The organism is Burkholderia sp. Ac-20345, from assembly GCF_017104825.1.
GTDB lineage: Bacteria > Pseudomonadota > Gammaproteobacteria > Burkholderiales > Burkholderiaceae > Burkholderia > Burkholderia lata_B.
In genome coordinates, this window is the sequence record NZ_JAAGPO010000142.1 from 1 (window position 1) to 20077 (window position 20077).

Below are 20077 nucleotides of genomic sequence, written 5' to 3' on the forward strand. Positions count from 1 at the left end.
TGGCCGTCGCGGCGGTGCATCGAAGGCTGAAAGCAGCGCGCCGAAGGTGGAAGGCGAGGCGTCCCAGGACGAGCTGTTCGCCTACGTGACGTCGCCGGCATTCGACGCGGACAACTCCGCGGGCGGTAGCGGCGTGCGTGCGCCGATGCTGCGTCGCGGCCGCAGCCAGCCGGCGAACAAGCGCGTGCTGTCGCCGGACGACGACGCGCCGAAGCTTCACAAGGTGCTGGCGGAAGCAGGCATGGGCTCGCGCCGCGAAATGGAAGAGCTGATCGTCGCCGGCCGCGTGTCGGTGAACGGCGAGCCCGCGCACATTGGTCAGCGCATCATGCCGACTGACCAGGTGCGGATCAACGGCAAGCCGGTCAAGCGCAAGCTGCCGAACAAGCCGCCGCGCGTGCTGCTGTACCACAAGCCGACGGGCGAGATCGTCAGCCACGCGGATCCGGAAGGCCGTCCGTCGGTGTTCGACCGCCTGCCGCCGATGAAGACGGCGAAATGGCTCGCGGTGGGCCGTCTCGACTTCAATACCGAAGGTCTGCTGATGCTGACGACTTCGGGTGACCTCGCAAACCGCTTCATGCACCCGCGCTACAGCGTCGAGCGCGAGTACGCGGTGCGCGTCGTCGGCGAGCTGGCCGAAGGCATGCGGCAGAAGCTGCTGCACGGCGTCGAGCTCGATGACGGCCCGGCGAACTTCCTGCGCATCCGCGACGGCGGCGGCGAGGGCACGAACCACTGGTATCACGTCGCGCTGGCCGAAGGCCGCAACCGTGAAGTGCGCCGGATGTTCGAGGCGGTTGGCCTGATGGTGAGCCGCCTGATCCGTACGCGTCACGGCCCGATTCCGCTGCCGCGCGGTCTGAAGCGCGGCCGCTGGGAGGAGCTCGACGACACGCAGGTGCGCAAGCTGATGGCGACCGTCGGCCTGAAGGCGCCGTCCGAGGAAAAAGGCAAGCGCGGTGGTGCCGATCAGGCCGAGCGTCGCCAGCCCGATCCGATGCAGACGTCGATGGGCTTCATCGGCCGTGAGCCGGTGCTGACGGCGCACGGGCAGCTGGATCAGCCGCGTCGCGGCGGTGGTCGCCGCGGCGGGCCGGGCCTGCCGGGTCTGAGCGGCTACGGCAGCCTGCCGGTCGCGCCGTCGGGTTACGGCAATCGCGCTGGCGGCGGCCGAGATGGCAACCGTGCGGGCGGCGGTGGGCGTGATGGCAATCGCGCTGGCGCTGGTGGTGGCCGTGGCGATGTCGACGGCAACCGTGCGTCGTATGGCGCAGGCCCCAAGCGCGACAGCGCGGGCCCCAAGCGCGGCGGCAGCAAGGGTGGTAATCGCAACCCGAACGGCAATCGTGCCGAGGGCGCCGGCAATGGCGGCGGCCCGCGCGGCGGCCAGCGTCCGCAGCGCAGCCGCACGCGTAGCCGCTGAGCATTCGGACGCGCGGCACAAGGCTGCCGGCTTGCCGGCCGGATCGGCATCTGGCTGGCCTTGTCGGCGCGAGGCATTGCGTTTATTGCTTTCGACTGTATATATGTCACGCGGCGCTGCATGGCCGCCGACATAACCGATCTCCGGCGCGCCACGATGGCGCCGGTCGATCGAGCAGCCCGATTTCGCATTTTTGAGCCCGTAAAGGCAGGCGACACGCTGCTTTTACCGGCTGGCTTGGCGTTTGCGCCAAAAATCGCTATAATCGCGGAGTCGCTGGGCGTACGGATTCAATGTGCGGCTCAGGTGCGACCACCAGTAAGAAGATGGGCGTTCCGCCCATTTTTTTTTGCTGAAACGGTTAGGCATCTCGGGTAGCGCTTCCTGCGCCGGCTAAGGCGCGCGCCCGCGGGTGAATCGCGAGCGGCGGGCGCGAACACCTGAGAGGACACAGTGCAACTGACGGAACTGATAGAAACCACGGTCACCGGGCTCGGCTACGAGCTGGTGGATCTCGAGCGCACCGGGCGCGGCATGCTTTGCATCTACATCGATCAGCCTGCCGGCATCTCGCTCGAAGATTGCGAAAAGGTCACGCGTCAGCTCCAGCACGTCTTGACGGTCGAAAACATCGATTACGAACGGCTCGAAGTCTCGTCCCCGGGGCTCGACCGCCCGTTGAAGAAGCTGGCCGACTTCGAGCGCTTCGCCGGCAGCGAAGTTTCCGTGACCTTGAAAAAGCCGCTGGACGGGCGCAAGACGTACCGGGGCATTCTGCACGCGCCGAATGGCGAAACGATCGGTTTGGAATTTGAGAGGAAGAAGGGCGAGGCGGCCATGCTGGATTTCACGCTGGCCGATATCGACAAAGCCCGCCTGATTCCGCAAGTTGACTTTAGGAGCCGCAAATAATGAGTCGCGAAGTGTTGATGCTGGTGGATGCGCTGGCGCGCGAGAAAAACGTCGACAAGGATGTGGTGCTGGGCGCCCTCGAGGCTGCGCTCGCGTCCGCTTCCAAGAAGCTGTTCGACGAAGGCGCCGAAATCCGCGTCCATATCGATCGCGAAAGCGGCGAGCACGAAACCTTCCGTCGCTGGCTCGTCGTGCCCGACGAGGCAGGCTTGCAGGAGCCGGATCGCGAGATCCTGCTGTTCGAGGCACGTGAACAGAATGCCGACGTCGAAGTCGGCGAGTATGTCGAGGAACCCGTTCCGTCGATCGAATTCGGTCGCATCGGCGCGCAGGCCGCGAAGCAGGTGATCCTGCAGAAGGTGCGCGACGCGGAGCGCGAGCAGATCCTGAACGACTACCTCGAGCGTGGTGAAAAGATCATGACGGGTACGGTGAAGCGCCTCGACAAGGGCAACTTCATCGTTGAATCGGGCCGTGTCGAGGCGCTGCTGCGCCGCGATCAGCTGATCCCGAAGGAAAACCTGCGCGTGGGCGATCGCGTGCGTGCGTATATCGCGAAGGTCGACCGCACCGCGCGCGGCCCGCAGATCGAGCTGTCGCGTACGGCACCCGAATTCCTGATGAAGCTGTTCGAGATGGAAGTGCCGGAAATCGAGCAGGGCCTGCTCGAGATCAAGGCGGCTGCCCGCGACCCGGGCGTGCGCGCGAAGATCGGCGTCATCGCGTACGACAAGCGGATCGATCCGATCGGCACCTGCGTCGGCATCCGCGGTTCCCGCGTGCAGGCCGTGCGCAACGAGCTCGGTGGCGAAAACATCGACATCGTGCTATGGTCGGAGGATCCCGCCCAGTTCGTGATCGGCGCGCTCGCGCCGGCAGCTGTTCAGTCGATTGTCGTCGATGAAGAAAAGCACTCGATGGACGTCGTCGTCGACGAGAACGAGCTGGCTGTCGCGATCGGCCGCAGTGGTCAGAACGTTCGCCTTGCCGGCGAACTGACCGGCTGGCAGATCAACATCATGACGCCGGACGAATCCGCCCTGAAGCAGGGTGAAGAGCGCGACCGGCTGCGTGCGCTGTTCATGGCGCGTCTCGACGTCGACGAAGAAGTTGCCGACATCCTGATCGACGAAGGCTTCACGAGCCTCGAAGAAATCGCGTACGTGCCGCTCAACGAAATGCTCGAAATCGAAGCGTTCGACGAGGACACCGTGCACGAACTGCGCAACCGCGCACGCGACGCACTGTTGACGATGGCGATCGCGAACGAAGAAAAGGTCGAGAACGCAGCGCTGGATCTCAAGAGCCTCGACGGCATCACGCCGGAGCTGCTCGCGAAGCTGGCCGAACACGGTGTAGCCACGCGCGACGATCTCGCCGAGCTGGCTGTGGACGAACTGGTCGACATGACCGGGATGGAAGAGGATGCCGCTAAGGCGTTGATCATGAAAGCACGTGAACATTGGTTCCAGTGAGAAATGACCATGGCGCACTGATTTGATGGCGGCCGTATGGCCTGACCCGATGCTAACCGCAAGGAATCGGTCCTTGCACTAAGAGGAATGAATGGCGAGTAACAACGTAGCCCAATTTGCCGCGGAACTGAAAATGCCTGCTGGTGTGCTGCTCGAACAGCTGCAGGCAGCGGGCGTCCAGAAAGCGAGTGAAGACGATGCGCTGTCCGAAACGGACAAGGCGCGTCTGCTCGATCATTTGCGCAAGTCGCACGGCGCAACCGACGGCGACAAGCGCAAGATCACGCTGACCCGCAAGCATACGTCGGAGATCAAGCAATCTGACGCGACGGGCAAGGCTCGCACCATTCAGGTCGAGGTCCGCAAGAAGCGTACGTTCGTCAAGCGCGACGACGTGAGCGAGGGTGCGGAACAGGGTCAGGCGCAGGTCGCCGAAGCGGACGACGATGCAGAACTGAAGCGTCGCGAAGAAGAAGCGCGCCGCGAGGCCGAGCTGCTCGAGAAGCAGGCGCAGGAACTGCGCGAGCGTCAGGAACGCCTCGAGCGCGAGGAATCGGAGCGCCGTGCCCGCGAGGAAGCGGCTGAAGCCGAGCGCCGTCGCGCCGAGGAAGAGGCAGCGGCGAAGCGTGCCGTGGCCGAAGCTGCTGCGGCGCAGCAGCAGGCAGCCGCGCAGCAGCAGGCGGCGGCACAGCAGGCTGCTGCTTCCGAGCAGGAAGCGGCGACTGCGCAGTCCGCGCAGGACGAAGCACGCGCAGCCGCCGAACGTGCGGCGCAGCGCGAAGCGGCGAAGAAGGCTGAAGACGCTGCCCGCGAGGCGGCGGACAAGGCGCGCGCCGAGCAGGAAGAGATCAGCAAGCGCCGTGCGGCGGCAGAAGCCGAAGCGCGTGCGATTCGCGAAATGATGAACACGCCGCGCAAGGCCGTGGTCAAGGCAGTCGAGCCGCCGAAGCCGGTCGAGCCGCCGAAGCCGGCCGAAGCGAAGGGCACGCTGCACAAGCCGGCGAAGCCGGAAGGCGCGCAGGCGCGTCCGGCGGTGAAGAAGCCGGCTGGCGGTGCAGCACCGGCAACGACGCAGGCACCGGCAGGCGCGGGCGACCGCAACAAGAAGCCGGGCGCAGGCAAGAGCGGCTGGCAGGACGACGCAGCGAAGCGTCGCGGCATCAAGACGCGCGGCGATTCGAGTGGCGGTGTCGACCGCGGCTGGCGCGGCGGTCCGAAGGGTCGCGGCCGTCACCAGGACAGCGCATCGTCGTTCCAGGCGCCGACCGAGCCGATCGTCCGTGAAGTGCACGTGCCGGAAACCGTTTCGGTTGCCGATCTCGCGCACAAGATGTCGATCAAGGCCTCCGAAGTCATCAAGGTGATGATGAAGATGGGCCAGATGGTCACGATCAACCAGGTGCTGGACCAGGAAACGGCGATGATCATCGTCGAGGAACTGGGCCATCGCGCGGTGGCCGCGAAGCTGGACGATCCGGAAGCGTTGCTCGTCGTAGGCGAAACCGCTACCGACGCAGAGCAACTGCCGCGTCCGCCGGTCGTCACGGTGATGGGTCACGTCGACCACGGCAAGACCTCGCTGCTCGACCACATCCGCCGCGCGAAGGTTGCCGCGGGCGAAGCGGGCGGCATTACGCAGCACATCGGCGCGTATCACGTCGACACGCCGCGTGGCGTCATCACGTTCCTCGATACGCCGGGTCACGAGGCGTTCACGGCAATGCGTGCACGCGGCGCGAAGGCGACCGACATCGTGGTGCTGGTGGTGGCGGCCGACGACGGCGTGATGCCGCAGACGAAGGAAGCAATCGCCCACGCGAAGGCGGGTGGCGTGCCGATCGTCGTCGCGATCAACAAGATCGACAAGCCGGATGCGAACCCCGATCGTGTCAAGCAGGAGCTGGTCGCGGAAAGCGTCGTGCCGGAAGAATACGGTGGCGATTCGCCGTTCGTGGCAGTGTCGGCCAAGACGGGCGCAGGTATCGACGATCTGCTCGAGAACGTGCTGCTGCAGGCTGAAGTGCTGGAACTGAAGGCACCGGTCGAAGCCCCGGCCAAGGGCATCGTGATCGAAGCGAAGCTGGACAAGGGCAAAGGCCCGGTCGCGACGATCCTCGTGCAGTCCGGTACGCTGAACCGCGGCGACATCGTGCTGGCGGGTACGGCCTACGGCCGCGTTCGCGCGATGCTCGACGAGAACGGCAAGCCGACGAAGGAAGCCGGCCCGTCGATCCCGGTCGAAATCCAGGGTCTGTCGGAAGTGCCGGGTGCGGGCGAAGAAGTGATCGTGCTGCCGGACGAGCGCAAGGCGCGTGAAATCGCGCTGTTCCGTCAGGGCAAGTTCCGCGACGTCAAGCTTGCGAAGCAGCAGGCCGCGAAGCTGGAAAGCATGCTCGAGCAGATGGGCGAAGGCGAAGTGCAGAACCTGCCGCTCATCATCAAGGCGGACGTGCAGGGCTCGCAGGAAGCACTCGTGCAGTCGCTGCTCAAGCTGTCGACCGACGAAGTGCGCGTGCAGATCGTGCACAGCGCGGTGGGCGGCATCAGCGAAAACGACGTCAACCTCGCAACGGCATCGAAGGCGGTCATCATCGGCTTCAACACGCGTGCGGATGCACAGGCGCGCAAGCTGGCCGAGTCGAACGGCATCGACATCCGCTACTACAACATCATCTATGACGCAGTGGATGAGGTGAAGGCGGCAATGTCGGGCATGCTCGCGCCGGAGAAGCGCGAAGTCATCACCGGCATGGTCGAGGTACGCCAGGTCTTCAAGGTGCCGAAGGTCGGCACGGTTGCAGGCTGTATGGTCACGGACGGTATCGTCAAGCGCTCGTCGTCGGTTCGCGTGCTGCGCAACAACGTCGTGATCTTCACGGGCGAACTCGAATCGCTGAAGCGCTTCAAGGACGACGTGAAGGAAGTGAAGCAAGGCTTCGAGTGCGGTATGTCGGTGAAGAACTTCAACGACGTCATCGAAGGCGACCAGTTCGAAGTCTTCGAAGTGACCGAAGTCGCGCGTACGCTGTAACCCTCGCGCATCGGCTCATGGGCGGGGCAGGCTTGGGCCTGTCCCGCCCATTTTCATGGTGGCGTGCCAACACTGGCCGCCGCTTTATCCTGATAAACGGATCACGGATCGATCATGTCCAGGAAACGTACTTCCCCCAATCGTAACGTGCAGATCGCTGACCAGATTCAGCGCGATCTGTCCGAACTCATCATGCGCGAGGTCAAGGACCCGCGCATCGGCATCGTGACCATCCAGAGCGTGGAACTCACGCCGGATTACGCGCACGCGAAGGTCTACTTCACCGCCTTGACCGGCGATCCGGCCAAGACACAGGAAGCGCTGAACCACGCGTCGGGTCACCTGCACAACCTGCTGTTCAAGCGCCTGCACATCCATACGGTGCCGACGCTGCATTTCCACTACGACCAGACGATCGAGAAGGCCGTGGAAATGTCGCGCCTGATCAAGGAAGCGAACTCGACGCGTGCCAAGGACGACGACGAGGCCGATGCGGCCGCCAAGGACGACTGAGCTCGACCGGCCTATGACGACTGCAGCACCCCAACGTCCGCGCGTGCCTCGGCGCCTGCTGGACGGCGTCCTCCTGCTCGACAAGCCGGTCGGCCTGTCGAGCAACGACGCACTGATTCGCGCGAAGCGCCTGCTGCTCGCGAAGAAAGCCGGTCACACCGGCACGCTCGATCCGCTGGCTTCGGGCCTGCTGCCGTTGTGCTTCGGTGAGGCGACGAAGTTCTCGCAGGATCTGCTTGAAGCGGACAAGACCTACGAAGCGACCATGCGTCTCGGCCAGCGTACGGCCACCGGCGACGCGGAAGGCGAGGTGATCGACACGCGGCCCGTCGAATGCGACCGCGCGGCGGTGGAAGCCGCGCTCGTGCGCTTTACCGGCGAGATCATGCAGGTGCCGCCGATGTATTCGGCGCTCAAGCGCGACGGCAAGCCGCTGTACGAATATGCGCGCGCGGGGCAAACCGTCGAGCGCGAGGGCCGCAACGTGACGATCCTTGCACTCGACCTGCTCGCGTGCGACCTGCCTGACGTGACGTTTCGCGTGACCTGTACCAAGGGCACGTACGTGCGCACGCTGGCGGAGGATATCGGCGAGCTGCTCGGTTGCGGTGCGCATCTGACGATGCTGCGTCGCACGGGCGTCGGTGCGCTGACGCTCGAGCATGCGGTGACGCTCGATGCGCTGTCCGATGCCGACGAAGCGTCGCGCGATGCGTGGCTCCAGCCGATCGACGCGTTGCTGTCGACGTTTCCGCTGGTTCGTCTCGATGAAACCAGCGCGAAGCGGTTCCTGCACGGCCAGCGTTTGCCGCTGTCGGCGCTCGACCCGATCGACGCGGCCGAAGGCGAGCGCGTGCGCGTCTATGACGCGACCCGGCTGCTGGGCGTGGCCCGCAAGGCGAGCGGCGTACTGGCGCCGGAGCGGCTCGTCGTCACGGCGGCTTGACGCGGCCGCGCGAGCGCGAGCCCGTCGGAATAAAAAAGCCCGGTCGAGGTCGACCGGGCTTTTTGTTTGCGTTCGGGCTGCGTGTTCAGTGCGCAGCCGATGCTGCGGCACCTGCATCGCCGCCACCCGAGCGCTCGGGCTTCGTGATCCAGATCAGCCCGATCAGCAGCACGAAGATTGCCGCCGAGATGTAGAACAGGTCGTTCACGCCGAGCTGGGCGGCCTGCTGCGTGGCCATATTGTTGATCAGCCCGTGCGCCTGGTCCTGCGTCAGCCCGAGGTTGCCCATCTGCGTGACGGCCTGGTTGAACGTCGGGTTGTAGACGTTCGTCTGTTCGACCAGCTGCGCGTGATGGAAGTTGTTGCGATGGTCCCAGGCCGTCTGGAAGATCGATGTGCCGATGCCGCCGCACATGATCCGCACGAAGTTCGACAGGCCCGATGCCGCGGGAATGCGGTGGCCGGGCAGGCCGGACAGCGTGATCGACACCAGCGGGATGAAGAAGCCGGCCATCGCGATGCCTTGCACGAGCGTCGGCAGCGTCAGCGACCATTCGTCGACGCCCGTCGTGTAGCGCGAGCGCATCCAGAAGCACAGCGCAAACGTCAGGAACGACGCCGTCGAGATGAAGCGCGGATCGGTACGCGGCAGGTACTTCCCGGTGAGTGGCGACAGCAGGATGGCAAACAGCCCCACCGGCGCCATCACGAGACCGGCGTCGGTCGCGGTGTAGCCGATCTGCGTCTGCAGCCACAGCGGCAACAGCACGAGGTTGCCGAAGTAAAGGCCGTACCCGATCGACAGCGCAACCGTGCCGCCGGTGAAGTTTCGCATGCGGAACAGCGACAGGTCGACGACCGGGTGCTCGGCGGTCAATTCCCAGATGACGAAGAACGCGAACGCAATGACGGCCGTCAGCGCGAGCACGATGATGGTCGTCGACGCGAACCAGTCGAGATCCTTGCCCTTGTCGAGCATGATCTGCAGCGAGCCGACCCAGATGACCAGCAGCGCGAGGCCCACGCCGTCGATCGGCGCGCGGCGCACGGCCGACTCCCGACTGCGATAGATCGCCCACGTCGCGGCGGCGGCAGCGATGCCGACCGGGATGTTGACGTAGAAGATCCACGGCCACGAGTAGTTGTCCGAGATCCAGCCGCCGAGGATCGGGCCGGCAACCGGGGCGATCAGCGTCGTCATCGCCCATAGCGCGAGCGCCATTGGCGCCTTGGCGCGCGGATAGCTGGACAGCAGGAGCGCTTGGGACAGCGGAATCATCGGGCCCGCAACCGCGCCCTGGAGCACGCGCGACGCGAGCAGGAACGGCAGCGTCGGCGCGAGTCCGCACATCCACGACGAAATGACGAACAGGATGATCGACGCGAGGAACAGGCGAACCTGACCGAAGCGGTCGGTCAGCCAGCCCGTCAGCGGCACCGAGATTGCATTCGCGACCGCGAACGACGTAATGACCCACGTACCCTGGTCGGATGACACGCCGAGGTCGCCCGAGATGGTCGGGATCGCGACGTTCGCGATGGACGTGTCCAGCACGTTCATGAACACCGCGAGCGACACCGCGATCGTCCCGAGCAGGAGTTGCCCGCCCTGCAAGGGCGGGTGAGAGACAGGAGCCTGTGCCATGTCGGTTGTCTTTCCGGAGTCGGAACGGTTACATCATCTTCGCGACGGCGTTCGACTTCGCTGCGGCCGGCGCCGATGCGTTGCCGCCTGCGTTCTCGGCGATGACGCGCGCGATTTCGGCATCGGCTTCGTCGCCGTACTTCGCGAACACGTTGGTCTCGTAGACGGTGTTCGGCGCGTTCACGAGCTGGTCGCCGCGTTCGTCCTTGATGTCCACGTCGACCTGCATCGACAGGCCGATGCGCAGCGGGTGCTTGGCGAGATCCTTCGGATCGAGTTCGATCCGCACCGGCAGGCGCTGCACGACCTTGATCCAGTTACCCGTTGCGTTCTGCGCCGGCAGCAGCGAGAACGCCGAGCCCGTACCGGCCGAGAAGCCGACCACCTTGCCGTGGTAGACCGCCGACGAGCCATAGATGTCGGCCGTCAGTTCGACCGGCTGGCCGATGCGCATGTGCTTGAGCTGGACTTCCTTGAAGTTCGCATCGACCCACACCGCGTTCAGCGGCACCACCGACATCAGCGGATTGCCCGGCGACACGCGCTGGCCGACCTGCACCGAGCGTTTCGCGACGTAGCCGGTGACCGGCGCCGGCAGGACGTTACGTGCGTTCGCGAGGTACGCGTCGCGAACCTTCGCAGCGGCGGCCATCACGTTCGGGTGCGAGGCGATCGTCGTGTTCGCGGTCAGTGCGCGATTCGATGCGAGTTGTTGTTGCGCGGCATCGACCGATGCTTGCGCGGCCTTCACGGCGTCACGCGCATGCGAGATTTCTTCCTGCGACACGGCGCCCGTCTGCGCGACGGCCACGCGGCGGCGAAGGTCGTCCTCGGCCTTCGACAGGTCGGACTGGCGCAGCGCGACTTGCGCGCGGTACTGGTCGTCGTTGACGAACAGGCCGCGCACCTGGCGCACCGTTTGTGCGAGATTGGCTTCGGCCTGCTGCAGTGCGACCTGCGAGTCGGCAGGGTCGAGCACGACGAGCGGATCGCCGGCCTTGACCGTCTGCGTGTCGTCGGCCTTCACCGCGATCACGGTGCCGGTGACTTGCGGCGTGATCTGCACGACGTTGCCGTTCACGTACGCGTCGTCGGTCCCTTCATGGAAGCGGGCGACGAGGAAGTAGTACAGGCCATACGCGATGGCCGCGATCACGATGACCGCGACGAGCAGCGTCATCATCCGTTTGCGCTTGCCGTTGTTCTGCGGCTGCGCGCTGGCGGCGTTTTGTTGGTCGCTCATGGCGATTTTCTCCGTCCGTTATTTCGAGTGTCTGCGTAGTGGTGGCGCCGGATCAGTTGGCGGCCTGTTTTGTCGGCTTGTCGGCATCGGGTGCGGCGAGCGGCGTGCCGGTCGCGTCGAACCCGCCACCCAGCGCCTTGATCAGCGCGAGCTGCATGTCGCGGCGGCGCATCTTCAGGTTGGTCACCGTCTGCTCCGACGCGAGGCGGTTGCTGTCCGCGTTCAGCACCTGCAGCTGCGGCGACAGGCCGGCCTTGTAGCGGATGACCGCGAGGTCATAGGCGCGCGTCGATGCGTCGAGTGCGCGTTGCGCATCGCTCATCTGGCGATCGACCGCGCGGATCGACGCGACCTGCGTCGCGACGTCGTTCAGCGCGCTGATCAGCGTCTGGTTGTAGTTCGCCACCGACAGGTCGAAGTCCGCGTAGCGGCCCTTGAGCTGCGCGCGCAGCGCGCCGGCGTCGAAAATCGGCAGGTGGATCGCCGGGCCGAACTGTGCCTGGCGGCTCGCGAAGTTCAGGAATTTGCCCCAGCCGAACGCATCGAAGCCGAAGCCGGCCGCGAGGTTCACGTCGGGATAGAACTCGGCCTTCGCTTCCTTCACGTCGTGCATCGCGGCTTCGACCTGCCAGCGCGCGGCGACGATGTCGGGGCGGCGCGAGACGAGATCGGCCGGCAGGTTGCCGGGCAACGCGACTTCGCCGCTCGGGTTCAGCACGGGCGCCGCGATCTGCAGCCCGCGATCCGGGCCCTTGCCGAGCAGTGCCGCGAGCTGGTAGCGCACCGTCGTGATCTGGCCGTCGAGATCCGACAGCGAAGCCTGGGTCGTCGCGATGTTGCCGCGGGCCGTCTGGCGTTCGACGTTGGTGTCGAGGCCGGCCGATACGCGGCCGTCGGTGATCTTGCCGACCGTCTCGCGGTTGGTGATCTCGCGTTGGGCGATATCGCGCAGCGCATAGAGTTGCGCGAGCGAGTTGTAGGTGCGTGCGACCGACGACGCGAGCGTGATGCGCGCCTGCTGCATGTCGGCTTCGGCCGCCTTTTCCTGCGACACGGCGGTGTGCAGGCGTTCGCGGTTCTTGCCCCACAGGTCGAGTTCCCACGACGCGCTCGCGAGCGCGTTGTTCTCGCTGTACCACTGGCCGCCGTACGGGGGCGGGAACAGCGCGTTCGCCGAATACAGTTCGCGCGTCCACGAATAGCTGGCTTCCGCCTTCGGCATCAGGTTCGAACGCGACGATTCGATGTACGACGACGCCTTTGCGATACGCGCCTGCGCCTGCGCGATCGAAGGACTGCCCTGCAGGGCTTCGTCGATCAGCTTCGGCAACTGCGGATCGCCGAACTGGCTGGCCCAGTCGAGCACCGGCCACTGGCCGCCCTGGGCCGGCAGGCTCTGCGCGGATTCGAATTGCGATGCGGGGGCGATCTGCTTGTCGCTCTTGATGCCGATGTAATTGGCGCAGCCCGCAAGCGCCAGTGCGGCGACCGCGGCGGCGACGGCGGTGCGGCACGACCCGGCGCGCACGGACAACGGGGAGGATTTCATCGCGCTGATCCCTGACTCGGAATGAATGATGGACACTGCAAGGATTTCCTTACATTAATCTGTCAAAAGTAATTGTTATGGCAACTATTACGTGATGCTGCCGCCGGCGGTCTCGCAGTAGTTGCTGAGAATGCGGCGGAGCATGCTCTTCAGGAACCCGACTTCTTCCGGCGTAAACCCGTCCAGCACCTGGTCGAGCACGCTGCGGAAAATCGGCGGCAGCCGTTCGGCGAGCGCACGGCCTTCGTCGGTCAGCTCGAGGCGCACGACACGCCGATCCTCGATGCTGCGGACGCGGGACAGCAGGCCGCGTTTCTCGACCCGGTCGAGCAGGCGCGTGACCGCGCTTGCGTCGATCCCGTACTCGCGCGCGAGCTCGGCGGCCGTCGAGCACTTGCCGACCGCGATCATGAACAGCATGCTCGCCTGCGTGCCCGTGATGCCGAGCTCTTCCTGCGTGCGTTGCGTGACGAGGTTGGTCATCACCGACTTCACGCGCGACATCAGATAGCCGACGCTGTCGTTCATCTGATACGAAGACAGCGGCGAAACGGGTGGTTGGGTAGAGGAATCCGACATAAAACCCTGAAGCTGCAATAGTTGACTAGGCAGCAGTATAGGCACAATTGCTTGCCGCGGCAAATGTTAATCGAACGGCAAAGGGCGCGCTTCGGGCCTCAAAAAGCCCTGATAGCGATAAGGTTTCTTGAGCTCGCGGGCGCCGTCCGCTTCGCCTGATCGGCGCGTTCGAGGGGAGGGCGTGCCGGCCGGCTGGTCAAGTTGCACCGCGTCCGACAGCTCTCGACATTCTCACGTGCTATAATTTGTGGCTTTCCAAGCTGCAATGTGCGCGCGCCCGTGAAAAACGAGCGGGCGCGTTTGCGCGTTCAAACGATTTCCAGGTTTCTATGACCCGCGCCCTTCGCAATATCGCCATCATCGCCCACGTCGACCACGGCAAGACCACGCTCGTCGACCAACTGCTCCGCCAGTCCGGCACCTTCCGCGAGAACCAGCAGATTGCGGAGCGGGTGATGGACTCGAACGACATCGAAAAAGAGCGCGGGATCACGATTCTCGCGAAGAACTGCGCGGTCGAGTACGAAGGCACGCACATCAACATCGTCGACACGCCGGGGCACGCGGACTTCGGTGGCGAGGTCGAGCGCGTGCTGTCGATGGTCGACTCGGTGCTGCTGCTCGTCGACGCGGTCGAAGGCCCGATGCCGCAGACCCGCTTCGTCACGAAGAAGGCGCTCGCGCTCGGCCTGAAGCCGATCGTCATCGTCAACAAGATCGACCGTCCGGGTGCGCGGATCGACTGGGTCATCAACCAGACCTTCGACCTGTTCGACAAGCTCGGCGCAACCGAGGAGCAGCTCGATTTCCCGATCGTCTACGCATCGGGCCTGAACGGCTATGCGTCGCTCGATCCGTCGGCGCGCGAGGGTGACATGCGCCCGCTGTTCGAAGCGGTCCTCGAGCACGTGCCGGTCCGTCCGGCCGATCCGGAAGCGCCGCTGCAGCTGCAGATCACGTCGCTCGACTATTCGACGTACGTCGGCCGGATCGGCGTCGGCCGCATCACGCGCGGTCGCATCAAGCCGGGCCAGCCTGTCGTGATGCGCTTCGGCCCGGATGGCGACGTGCTGAACCGCAAGATCAACCAAGTGCTGTCGTTCACGGGCCTCGAGCGCGTGCAGGTCGATTCGGCCGAAGCGGGCGACATCGTGCTGATCAACGGTATTGAAGACGTCGGTATCGGCGCAACGATCTGCGCGGTGGATACGCCGGAAGCGCTGCCGATGATCACCGTCGACGAGCCGACGCTGACGATGAACTTCCTCGTCAACTCGTCGCCGCTCGCCGGCCGCGAAGGCAAGTTCGTCACGAGCCGCCAGATCCGCGACCGCCTGATGAAGGAACTGAATCACAACGTCGCGCTGCGCGTGAAGGATACGGGCGACGAAACGGTGTTCGAAGTGTCGGGCCGCGGCGAGCTGCACCTGACGATTCTCGTCGAGAACATGCGCCGCGAAGGCTACGAGCTGGCCGTGTCGCGTCCGCGCGTCGTGATGCAGGAAATCGACGGCGTGAAGAACGAGCCGTACGAGCTGCTGACGGTCGACGTCGAAGACGAGCATCAGGGTGGCGTGATGGAAGAGCTTGGCCGCCGCAAGGGCGAGATGCTCGACATGGCGTCGGACGGCCGCGGCCGCACGCGCCTGGAGTACAAGATCTCGGCGCGTGGCCTGATCGGCTTCCAGAGCGAATTCCTGACGCTCACGCGCGGCACGGGCCTGATGAGCCACATCTTCGACTCGTACGCACCGGTCAAGGACGGCTCGGTCTTCGAGCGACGCAACGGCGTGCTGATCTCGCAGGACGACGGCGCTGCCGTGGCCTACGCACTGTGGAAGCTGCAGGATCGCGGCCGCATGTTCGTGAAGCCGGGTGACGCACTCTATGAGGGCATGATCATCGGTATCCACAGCCGTGACAACGACCTCGTCGTGAACCCGATCAAGGGCAAGCAGCTGACCAACGTGCGTGCGTCGGGCACCGACGAAGCCGTGCGCCTCGTGCCGCCGGTCCAGATGTCGCTCGAGTACGCGGTCGAATTCATCGACGACGACGAGCTCGTCGAAGTGACGCCGCAGTCGATCCGTCTGCGCAAGCGTCACCTGAAGGAACACGAGCGTCGCCGCGCAAGCCGCGAAGGCGCGGTCGACTAAGCGTTTCGACCGGGGTTCATGCATGACAAAAAAGGCTGCCTGCGGGCGGCCTTTTTCGCATCCGCGCGGAGTGTAATCGGGGCGCCTGCAAAACACTGTTTCTGCGGGTCGTGGCAATCCGGCAAAACCCCGTCACGCGGTGCTTTCAGGCACATTTCACCGTGAACTTCGGTATCGGTTCTGTGATATGCTGCGCGCACGCAAGTTTTAGGTCCTTCCAAGCAAGACTTGATTCGCAATCCGCTAAACGGTCAGGCCGTGTCGCGGAAGGTTGAGTAACCCGCTATTTCTCGAGAAGCTCGAAGAAAGGTGAGCGTAAAATGTCAGATGTAATGAAGCAGTTTCAGCTGAACTCCTATCTGTTCGGCGGCAATGCTTCGTACGTTGAAGAACTGTACGATGCATACCTCAACAATCCGGCATCGGTGCCGGAGAACTGGCGAGAGTATTTCGACGCGCTGCAGAACGTTCCTGCAACGGACGGCTCGAATGCCAATGACGTCGCCCATTTTCCGATCGTCGAATCGTTCGCCGAGCGCGCGAAGGCCAATGCCTTCATCCCGCGCGAAAGCACGACCAATCTGGCTGCGGCACGCAAGCAGGTGCACGTCCAGTCGCTCATCAGCGCCTATCGCTTCCTCGGCTCGCAATGGGCCAATCTGGATCCGCTGAAGCGTCGCGAACGTCCCGCCATTCCCGAGCTCGAACCCGCGTTCTACGATTTCTCCGAAGGCGACCTCGACCAGACGTACAGCGCAAGCAACCTGTACTTCGGTTTCGACCAGGCTTCGCTGCGTGACATCGTCAAGGGCCTGCGCGACACGTACTGCGGCACGATCGGCGCCGAATACATGTACATCAGCGACCCGGAACAGAAGCGCTGGTGGCAGGAGCGCCTGGAGTCGACCCGCGCGACGCCGAACTTCTCGGCAGACGAGAAGAAGCACATCCTGAATCGCCTGACGGCATCGGAAGGTCTCGAGCGCTATCTGCACACCAAGTACGTCGGCCAGAAGCGCTTCTCGCTCGAAGGCGGCGAAAGCTTCATCGCGGCGATGGACGAAGTCGTCCAGCACTCGGGCAAGCGCGGCGTGCAGGAAATCATCATCGGCATGGCCCACCGCGGCCGTCTGAACGTGCTGGTCAACACGCTGGGCAAGATGCCGGCCGACCTGTTCGCCGAATTCGAAGGCAAGCACGTCGACGACCTGCCGGCTGGTGACGTGAAGTACCACAAGGGCTTCTCGTCGGACGTGTCGACGGAAGGCGGCCCGGTCCACCTGTCGCTCGCATTCAACCCGTCGCACCTCGAAATCGTGAACCCGGTGGTCGAAGGTTCCGCGAAGGCGCGTATGGATCGTCGCGGCGACGAAGACGGCCTGCAGGTGCTGCCGGTGCAGATCCACGGTGACGCGGCCTTCGCAGGCCAGGGCGTCGTGATGGAAACGCTGAACCTCGCGCAGACGCGCGGCTACGGCACGCACGGCACGCTGCACATCGTCATCAACAACCAGATCGGCTTCACGACGTCCGACCCGCGCGATGCGCGCTCGACGCTGTACTGTACCGACGTCGTCAAGATGATCGAGGCGCCGGTGCTGCACGTGAACGGCGACGATCCGGAAGCCGTCGTGCTCGCGATCCAGATCGCGATCGACTACCGGATGCAGTTCCACAAGGATGTCGTGATCGACATCGTCTGCTTCCGCAAGCTGGGCCACAACGAGCAGGACACGCCGGCGGTCACGCAGCCGCTGATGTACAAGAAGATCGCGCAGCACCCGGGCACCCGTGCGCTGTACGCCGAGAAGCTCGTGCAGCAGGGCGTGATCACCGCGGAAGACGCCGACAACTACGTGAAGGCGTACCGCAAGGCGATGGATGACGGTCACCACACGGTCGACCCGGTCCTGTCGAACTACAAGAGCAAGTACGCGGTCGACTGGGTTCCGTTCCTGAACCGCAAGTGGACGGATGCAGCCGACACGGCCGTGCCGCTCGCAGAACTGAAGCGCCTCGGCGAACGCATCACGACGGTCCCGGAAAACTTCAAGGTCCACCCGCTCGTCGAGCGCGTGATCAACGACCGCCGCAACATGGCGCGTGGCGACCAGCCGCTCGACTGGGGCATGGGCGAGCACCTCGCGTACGCGTCGCTCGTCGCATCGGGCTACTCGGTGCGCCTGACCGGCCAGGACTCGGGCCGCGGCACGTTCACGCACCGTCACGCGGTGCTGCACGACCAGAACCGTGAGCGCTGGAACGACGGCACGTACGTGCCGCTGCAGAACATCGCTGAAGGCCAGGCGAAGTTCACGGTGATCGACTCGGTGCTGTCGGAAGAAGCGGTGCTGGGCTTCGAATACGGTTACTCGACCGCCGAGCCGAACACGCTCGTGCTGTGGGAAGCGCAGTTCGGCGACTTCGTCAACGGCGCGCAGGTCGTGATCGACCAGTTCATCTCGTCGGGCGAAGTGAAGTGGGGCCGCGTGTCGGGTCTCACGATGCTGCTGCCGCACGGCTACGAAGGCCAGGGTCCGGAACACTCGTCGACGCGTATCGAGCGTTTCCTGCAACTGTGTGCGGATCACAACATGCAGGTCGTTCAACCGACGACGCCGGCGCAGATTTTCCACCTGCTGCGTCGCCAGATGATCCGCCTGTTCCGCAAGCCGCTGATCGTCGCGACGCCGAAGTCGCTGCTGCGCCACAAGGAAGCAGTGTCGGACCTGTCGGAACTGGCGAAGGGCTCGTTCCAGCCGGTGCTGGGCGAAACCGACGGCGGTATCGACGCGAAGAAGGTCAAGCGCGTGCTGGCATGCTCGGGCCGAGTGTATTACGACCTCGTTGCACATCGCCGCGAAGCGAAGGCGAACGACGTCGCGATCATCCGTATCGAGCAGCTGTATCCGTTCGCGCACAAGCAGTTCGAAGCCGAAATGAAGAAGTACGAGAACGCGACTGAAGTGGTCTGGGTGCAGGACGAGCCGCAGAACCAGGGCCCCTGGTTCTACGTCGAGCACCATCTGAAGGAAGGCATGAAGGAAGGGCAGAAGCTGGCATACAGCGGCCGCCCGGCTTCGGCCTCGCCGGCGGTTGGCTACTACGCGAAGCACTACGAGCAGCAGAAGGCCCTCATCGAAGGTGCATTCGGCCGCCTGAAGAGCGCATCGATCGCGAAATAACCGACGGAAGCGAAACGGGAAGGCGCCATGCGCTTTCCCGTCTCTTTTGGCCCGCCGGGCGCGTTGCGCGCCGCATTGGCCGAAGGAATCGCACGAACCTCGTCAATACCCAGATTAAGCATCCAGGAAAATCACATGGCTATCGTAGAAGTCAAAGTCCCCCAGCTTTCGGAGTCGGTTTCGGAAGCCACCATGCTGCAGTGGAAGAAGAAGCCGGGCGAAGCAGTCGCACAAGACGAAATCCTGATCGAACTCGAGACCGACAAGGTCGTGCTCGAAGTGCCGGCGCCGGCCGCTGGCGTGCTCGCGCAAGTGCTGCAGAACGACGGTGACACCGTCGTTGCTGATCAGCTGATCGCGACGATCGACACCGAAGCGAAGGCAGGTGCAGCCGAAGCCGCGGCAGGCGCCGCCGAAGTCAAGCCGGCAGCAGCGCCTGTTGCAGCCGCACCGGCAGCACAGCCGGTCGCCGCAGCTGCATCGTCGACGACCGCATCGCCGGCCGCATCGAAGCTGCTGGCCGAGAAGGGCCTGTCGGCGGGCGACGTCGCAGGTTCGGGCCGCGACGGCCGCGTCACGAAGGGCGACGCGCTGGCAGCAGGCAGCGCACCGAAGGCCGCTCCGGCTGCCGCACCGGCCAAGACGGCCGCTGCGAAGCCGTCGCTGCCGGACGTGAAGGTGCCGGCGTCGGCGACGACCTGGCTGAACGACCGTCCGGAGCAGCGCGTGCCGATGTCGCGCCTGCGTGCGCGTATCGCCGAGCGCCTGCTCGAGTCGCAACAGACCAACGCGATCCTGACGACGTTCAACGAAGTGAACATGGCCCCGGTCATGGAACTGCGCAACAAGTACAAGGACAAGTTCGAGAAGGAACATGGCGTGAAGCTCGGCTTCATGTCGTTCTTCGTGAAGGCGGCCGTGCACGCGCTGAAGAAGTTCCCGCTCGTGAACGCGTCGATCGACGGTAACGACATCGTCTATCACGGCTACTTCGACATCGGTATCGCTGTCGGCTCGCCGCGCGGCCTCGTCGTGCCGATCCTGCGCAACGCGGATCAGCTGAGCCTCGCCGAGATCGAAAAGAAGATCGCCGAGTTCGGCCAGAAGGCGAAGGACGGCAAGCTGTCGATCGAGGAAATGACGGGCGGTACGTTCTCGATCTCGAACGGCGGCGTGTTCGGCTCGATGCTGTCGACCCCGATCATCAACCCGCCGCAGTCGGCAATCCTCGGCGTGCACGCGACGAAGGAGCGTCCGGTCGTCGAAAACGGCCAGATCGTGATCCGCCCGATCAACTACCTCGCGCTGTCGTACGACCACCGCATCATCGACGGCCGCGAAGCCGTGCTGTCGCTCGTCGCGATGAAGGATGCGCTGGAAGATCCGGCACGCCTGCTGCTCGACCTGTAAGCCGAGT

General features: G+C 64.6%; 13 protein-coding genes. 9 read left to right on the plus strand and 4 right to left on the minus strand.

The window, feature by feature from the left end; translation table 11 throughout:
* The 6 genes from rluB to truB form a co-directional block, all read left to right on the plus strand.
* On the plus strand, nucleotides 1-1426 hold a 1426-nt coding region (rluB, locus tag G3O06_RS33835), incomplete at its 5' end, for a 23S rRNA pseudouridine(2605) synthase RluB (protein WP_205818813.1).
* 453 nt (nucleotides 1427-1879) lie between these two features.
* On the plus strand, nucleotides 1880-2338 hold the full coding sequence (rimP, locus tag G3O06_RS33840) for a ribosome maturation factor RimP (protein ID WP_014897219.1): 459 nt from the start codon (nucleotides 1880-1882) through the stop codon (nucleotides 2336-2338).
* Nucleotides 2338-3813 (plus strand): transcription termination factor NusA, encoded by a 1476-nt coding sequence (nusA, locus tag G3O06_RS33845; protein WP_174912642.1) that lies wholly within the window; start codon nucleotides 2338-2340, stop codon nucleotides 3811-3813. The genes rimP and nusA overlap by 1 nt, the downstream gene beginning before the upstream one ends.
* Nucleotides 3814-3904: 91 nt before the next feature.
* On the plus strand, nucleotides 3905-6844 hold the full coding sequence (gene infB / locus G3O06_RS33850) for a translation initiation factor IF-2 (RefSeq protein WP_174912639.1): 2940 nt from the start codon (nucleotides 3905-3907) through the stop codon (nucleotides 6842-6844).
* Nucleotides 6845-6958: 114 nt separating this feature from the next.
* The gene (gene rbfA / locus G3O06_RS33855; protein WP_011351799.1) at nucleotides 6959-7357 is read left to right on the plus strand and encodes a 30S ribosome-binding factor RbfA; all 399 of its coding nucleotides are present in this window, start codon (nucleotides 6959-6961) and stop codon (nucleotides 7355-7357) included.
* Between the two features lie 13 nt (nucleotides 7358-7370).
* Nucleotides 7371-8303 carry a tRNA pseudouridine(55) synthase TruB gene (gene truB, locus G3O06_RS33860; protein ID WP_205818814.1) on the plus strand — a complete coding sequence of 311 codons (933 nt, stop codon included), beginning with the start codon at nucleotides 7371-7373 and terminating at the stop codon, nucleotides 8301-8303.
* An 85-nt stretch (nucleotides 8304-8388) separates the two neighbouring features.
* Here the strand turns inward: truB and G3O06_RS33865 are convergent, their stop codons facing one another.
* The 4 genes from G3O06_RS33865 to G3O06_RS33880 form a co-directional block, all read right to left on the minus strand.
* Entirely contained in the window at nucleotides 8389-9948 is a 1560-nt protein-coding gene (locus G3O06_RS33865) for a DHA2 family efflux MFS transporter permease subunit (protein WP_205818815.1), read from the minus strand.
* A 28-nt stretch (nucleotides 9949-9976) separates the two neighbouring features.
* The gene (locus tag G3O06_RS33870; protein WP_174969222.1) at nucleotides 9977-11191 is read right to left on the minus strand and encodes an HlyD family secretion protein; all 1215 of its coding nucleotides are present in this window, start codon (nucleotides 11189-11191) and stop codon (nucleotides 9977-9979) included.
* Between the two features lie 52 nt (nucleotides 11192-11243).
* Nucleotides 11244-12740, minus strand: a complete 1497-nt coding sequence (locus G3O06_RS33875; RefSeq protein ID WP_205818816.1) for an efflux transporter outer membrane subunit — start codon at nucleotides 12738-12740, stop codon at nucleotides 11244-11246.
* An 87-nt stretch (nucleotides 12741-12827) separates the two neighbouring features.
* Nucleotides 12828-13319, minus strand: a complete 492-nt coding sequence (locus G3O06_RS33880) for a MarR family transcriptional regulator (RefSeq protein ID WP_011351804.1) — start codon at nucleotides 13317-13319, stop codon at nucleotides 12828-12830.
* A gap of 329 nt (nucleotides 13320-13648) precedes the next feature.
* Here G3O06_RS33880 and typA point away from each other — a divergent pair, with 329 nt between their 5' ends.
* The 3 genes from typA (at nucleotide 13649) to odhB (ending at nucleotide 20070) form a co-directional block, all read left to right on the plus strand.
* Entirely contained in the window at nucleotides 13649-15475 is a 1827-nt protein-coding gene (gene typA / locus G3O06_RS33885) for a translational GTPase TypA (RefSeq protein ID WP_174912620.1), read from the plus strand.
* Nucleotides 15476-15795: 320 nt separating this feature from the next.
* On the plus strand, nucleotides 15796-18660 hold the full coding sequence (locus G3O06_RS33890; protein WP_174912617.1) for a 2-oxoglutarate dehydrogenase E1 component: 2865 nt from the start codon (nucleotides 15796-15798) through the stop codon (nucleotides 18658-18660).
* Nucleotides 18661-18795: 135 nt separating this feature from the next.
* Nucleotides 18796-20070 carry a 2-oxoglutarate dehydrogenase complex dihydrolipoyllysine-residue succinyltransferase gene (odhB, locus tag G3O06_RS33895; protein ID WP_205818817.1) on the plus strand — a complete coding sequence of 425 codons (1275 nt, stop codon included), beginning with the start codon at nucleotides 18796-18798 and terminating at the stop codon, nucleotides 20068-20070.
* The last annotated feature ends 7 nt before the right edge of the window (nucleotides 20071-20077 follow it).

Bases quoted from the DNA above. Each gene is read 5' to 3' on its own strand.
- nusA (WP_174912642.1), top strand. From the start codon at position 2,338: ATGAGTCGCGAAGTGTTGATGCTGGTGGATGCGCTGGCGCGCGAGAAA.
- infB (WP_174912639.1), top strand. From the start codon at position 3,905: ATGGCGAGTAACAACGTAGCCCAATTTGCCGCGGAACTGAAAATGCCT.
- rbfA (WP_011351799.1), top strand. From the start codon at position 6,959: ATGTCCAGGAAACGTACTTCCCCCAATCGTAACGTGCAGATCGCTGAC.
- truB (WP_205818814.1), top strand. From the start codon at position 7,371: ATGACGACTGCAGCACCCCAACGTCCGCGCGTGCCTCGGCGCCTGCTG.
- G3O06_RS33865 (WP_205818815.1), bottom strand. From the start codon at position 9,948: ATGGCACAGGCTCCTGTCTCTCACCCGCCCTTGCAGGGCGGGCAACTC.
- G3O06_RS33870 (WP_174969222.1), bottom strand. From the start codon at position 11,191: ATGAGCGACCAACAAAACGCCGCCAGCGCGCAGCCGCAGAACAACGGC.
- G3O06_RS33875 (WP_205818816.1), bottom strand. From the start codon at position 12,740: ATGAAATCCTCCCCGTTGTCCGTGCGCGCCGGGTCGTGCCGCACCGCC.
- G3O06_RS33880 (WP_011351804.1), bottom strand. From the start codon at position 13,319: ATGTCGGATTCCTCTACCCAACCACCCGTTTCGCCGCTGTCTTCGTAT.
- typA (WP_174912620.1), top strand. From the start codon at position 13,649: ATGACCCGCGCCCTTCGCAATATCGCCATCATCGCCCACGTCGACCAC.
- G3O06_RS33890 (WP_174912617.1), top strand. From the start codon at position 15,796: ATGTCAGATGTAATGAAGCAGTTTCAGCTGAACTCCTATCTGTTCGGC.
- odhB (WP_205818817.1), top strand. From the start codon at position 18,796: ATGGCTATCGTAGAAGTCAAAGTCCCCCAGCTTTCGGAGTCGGTTTCG.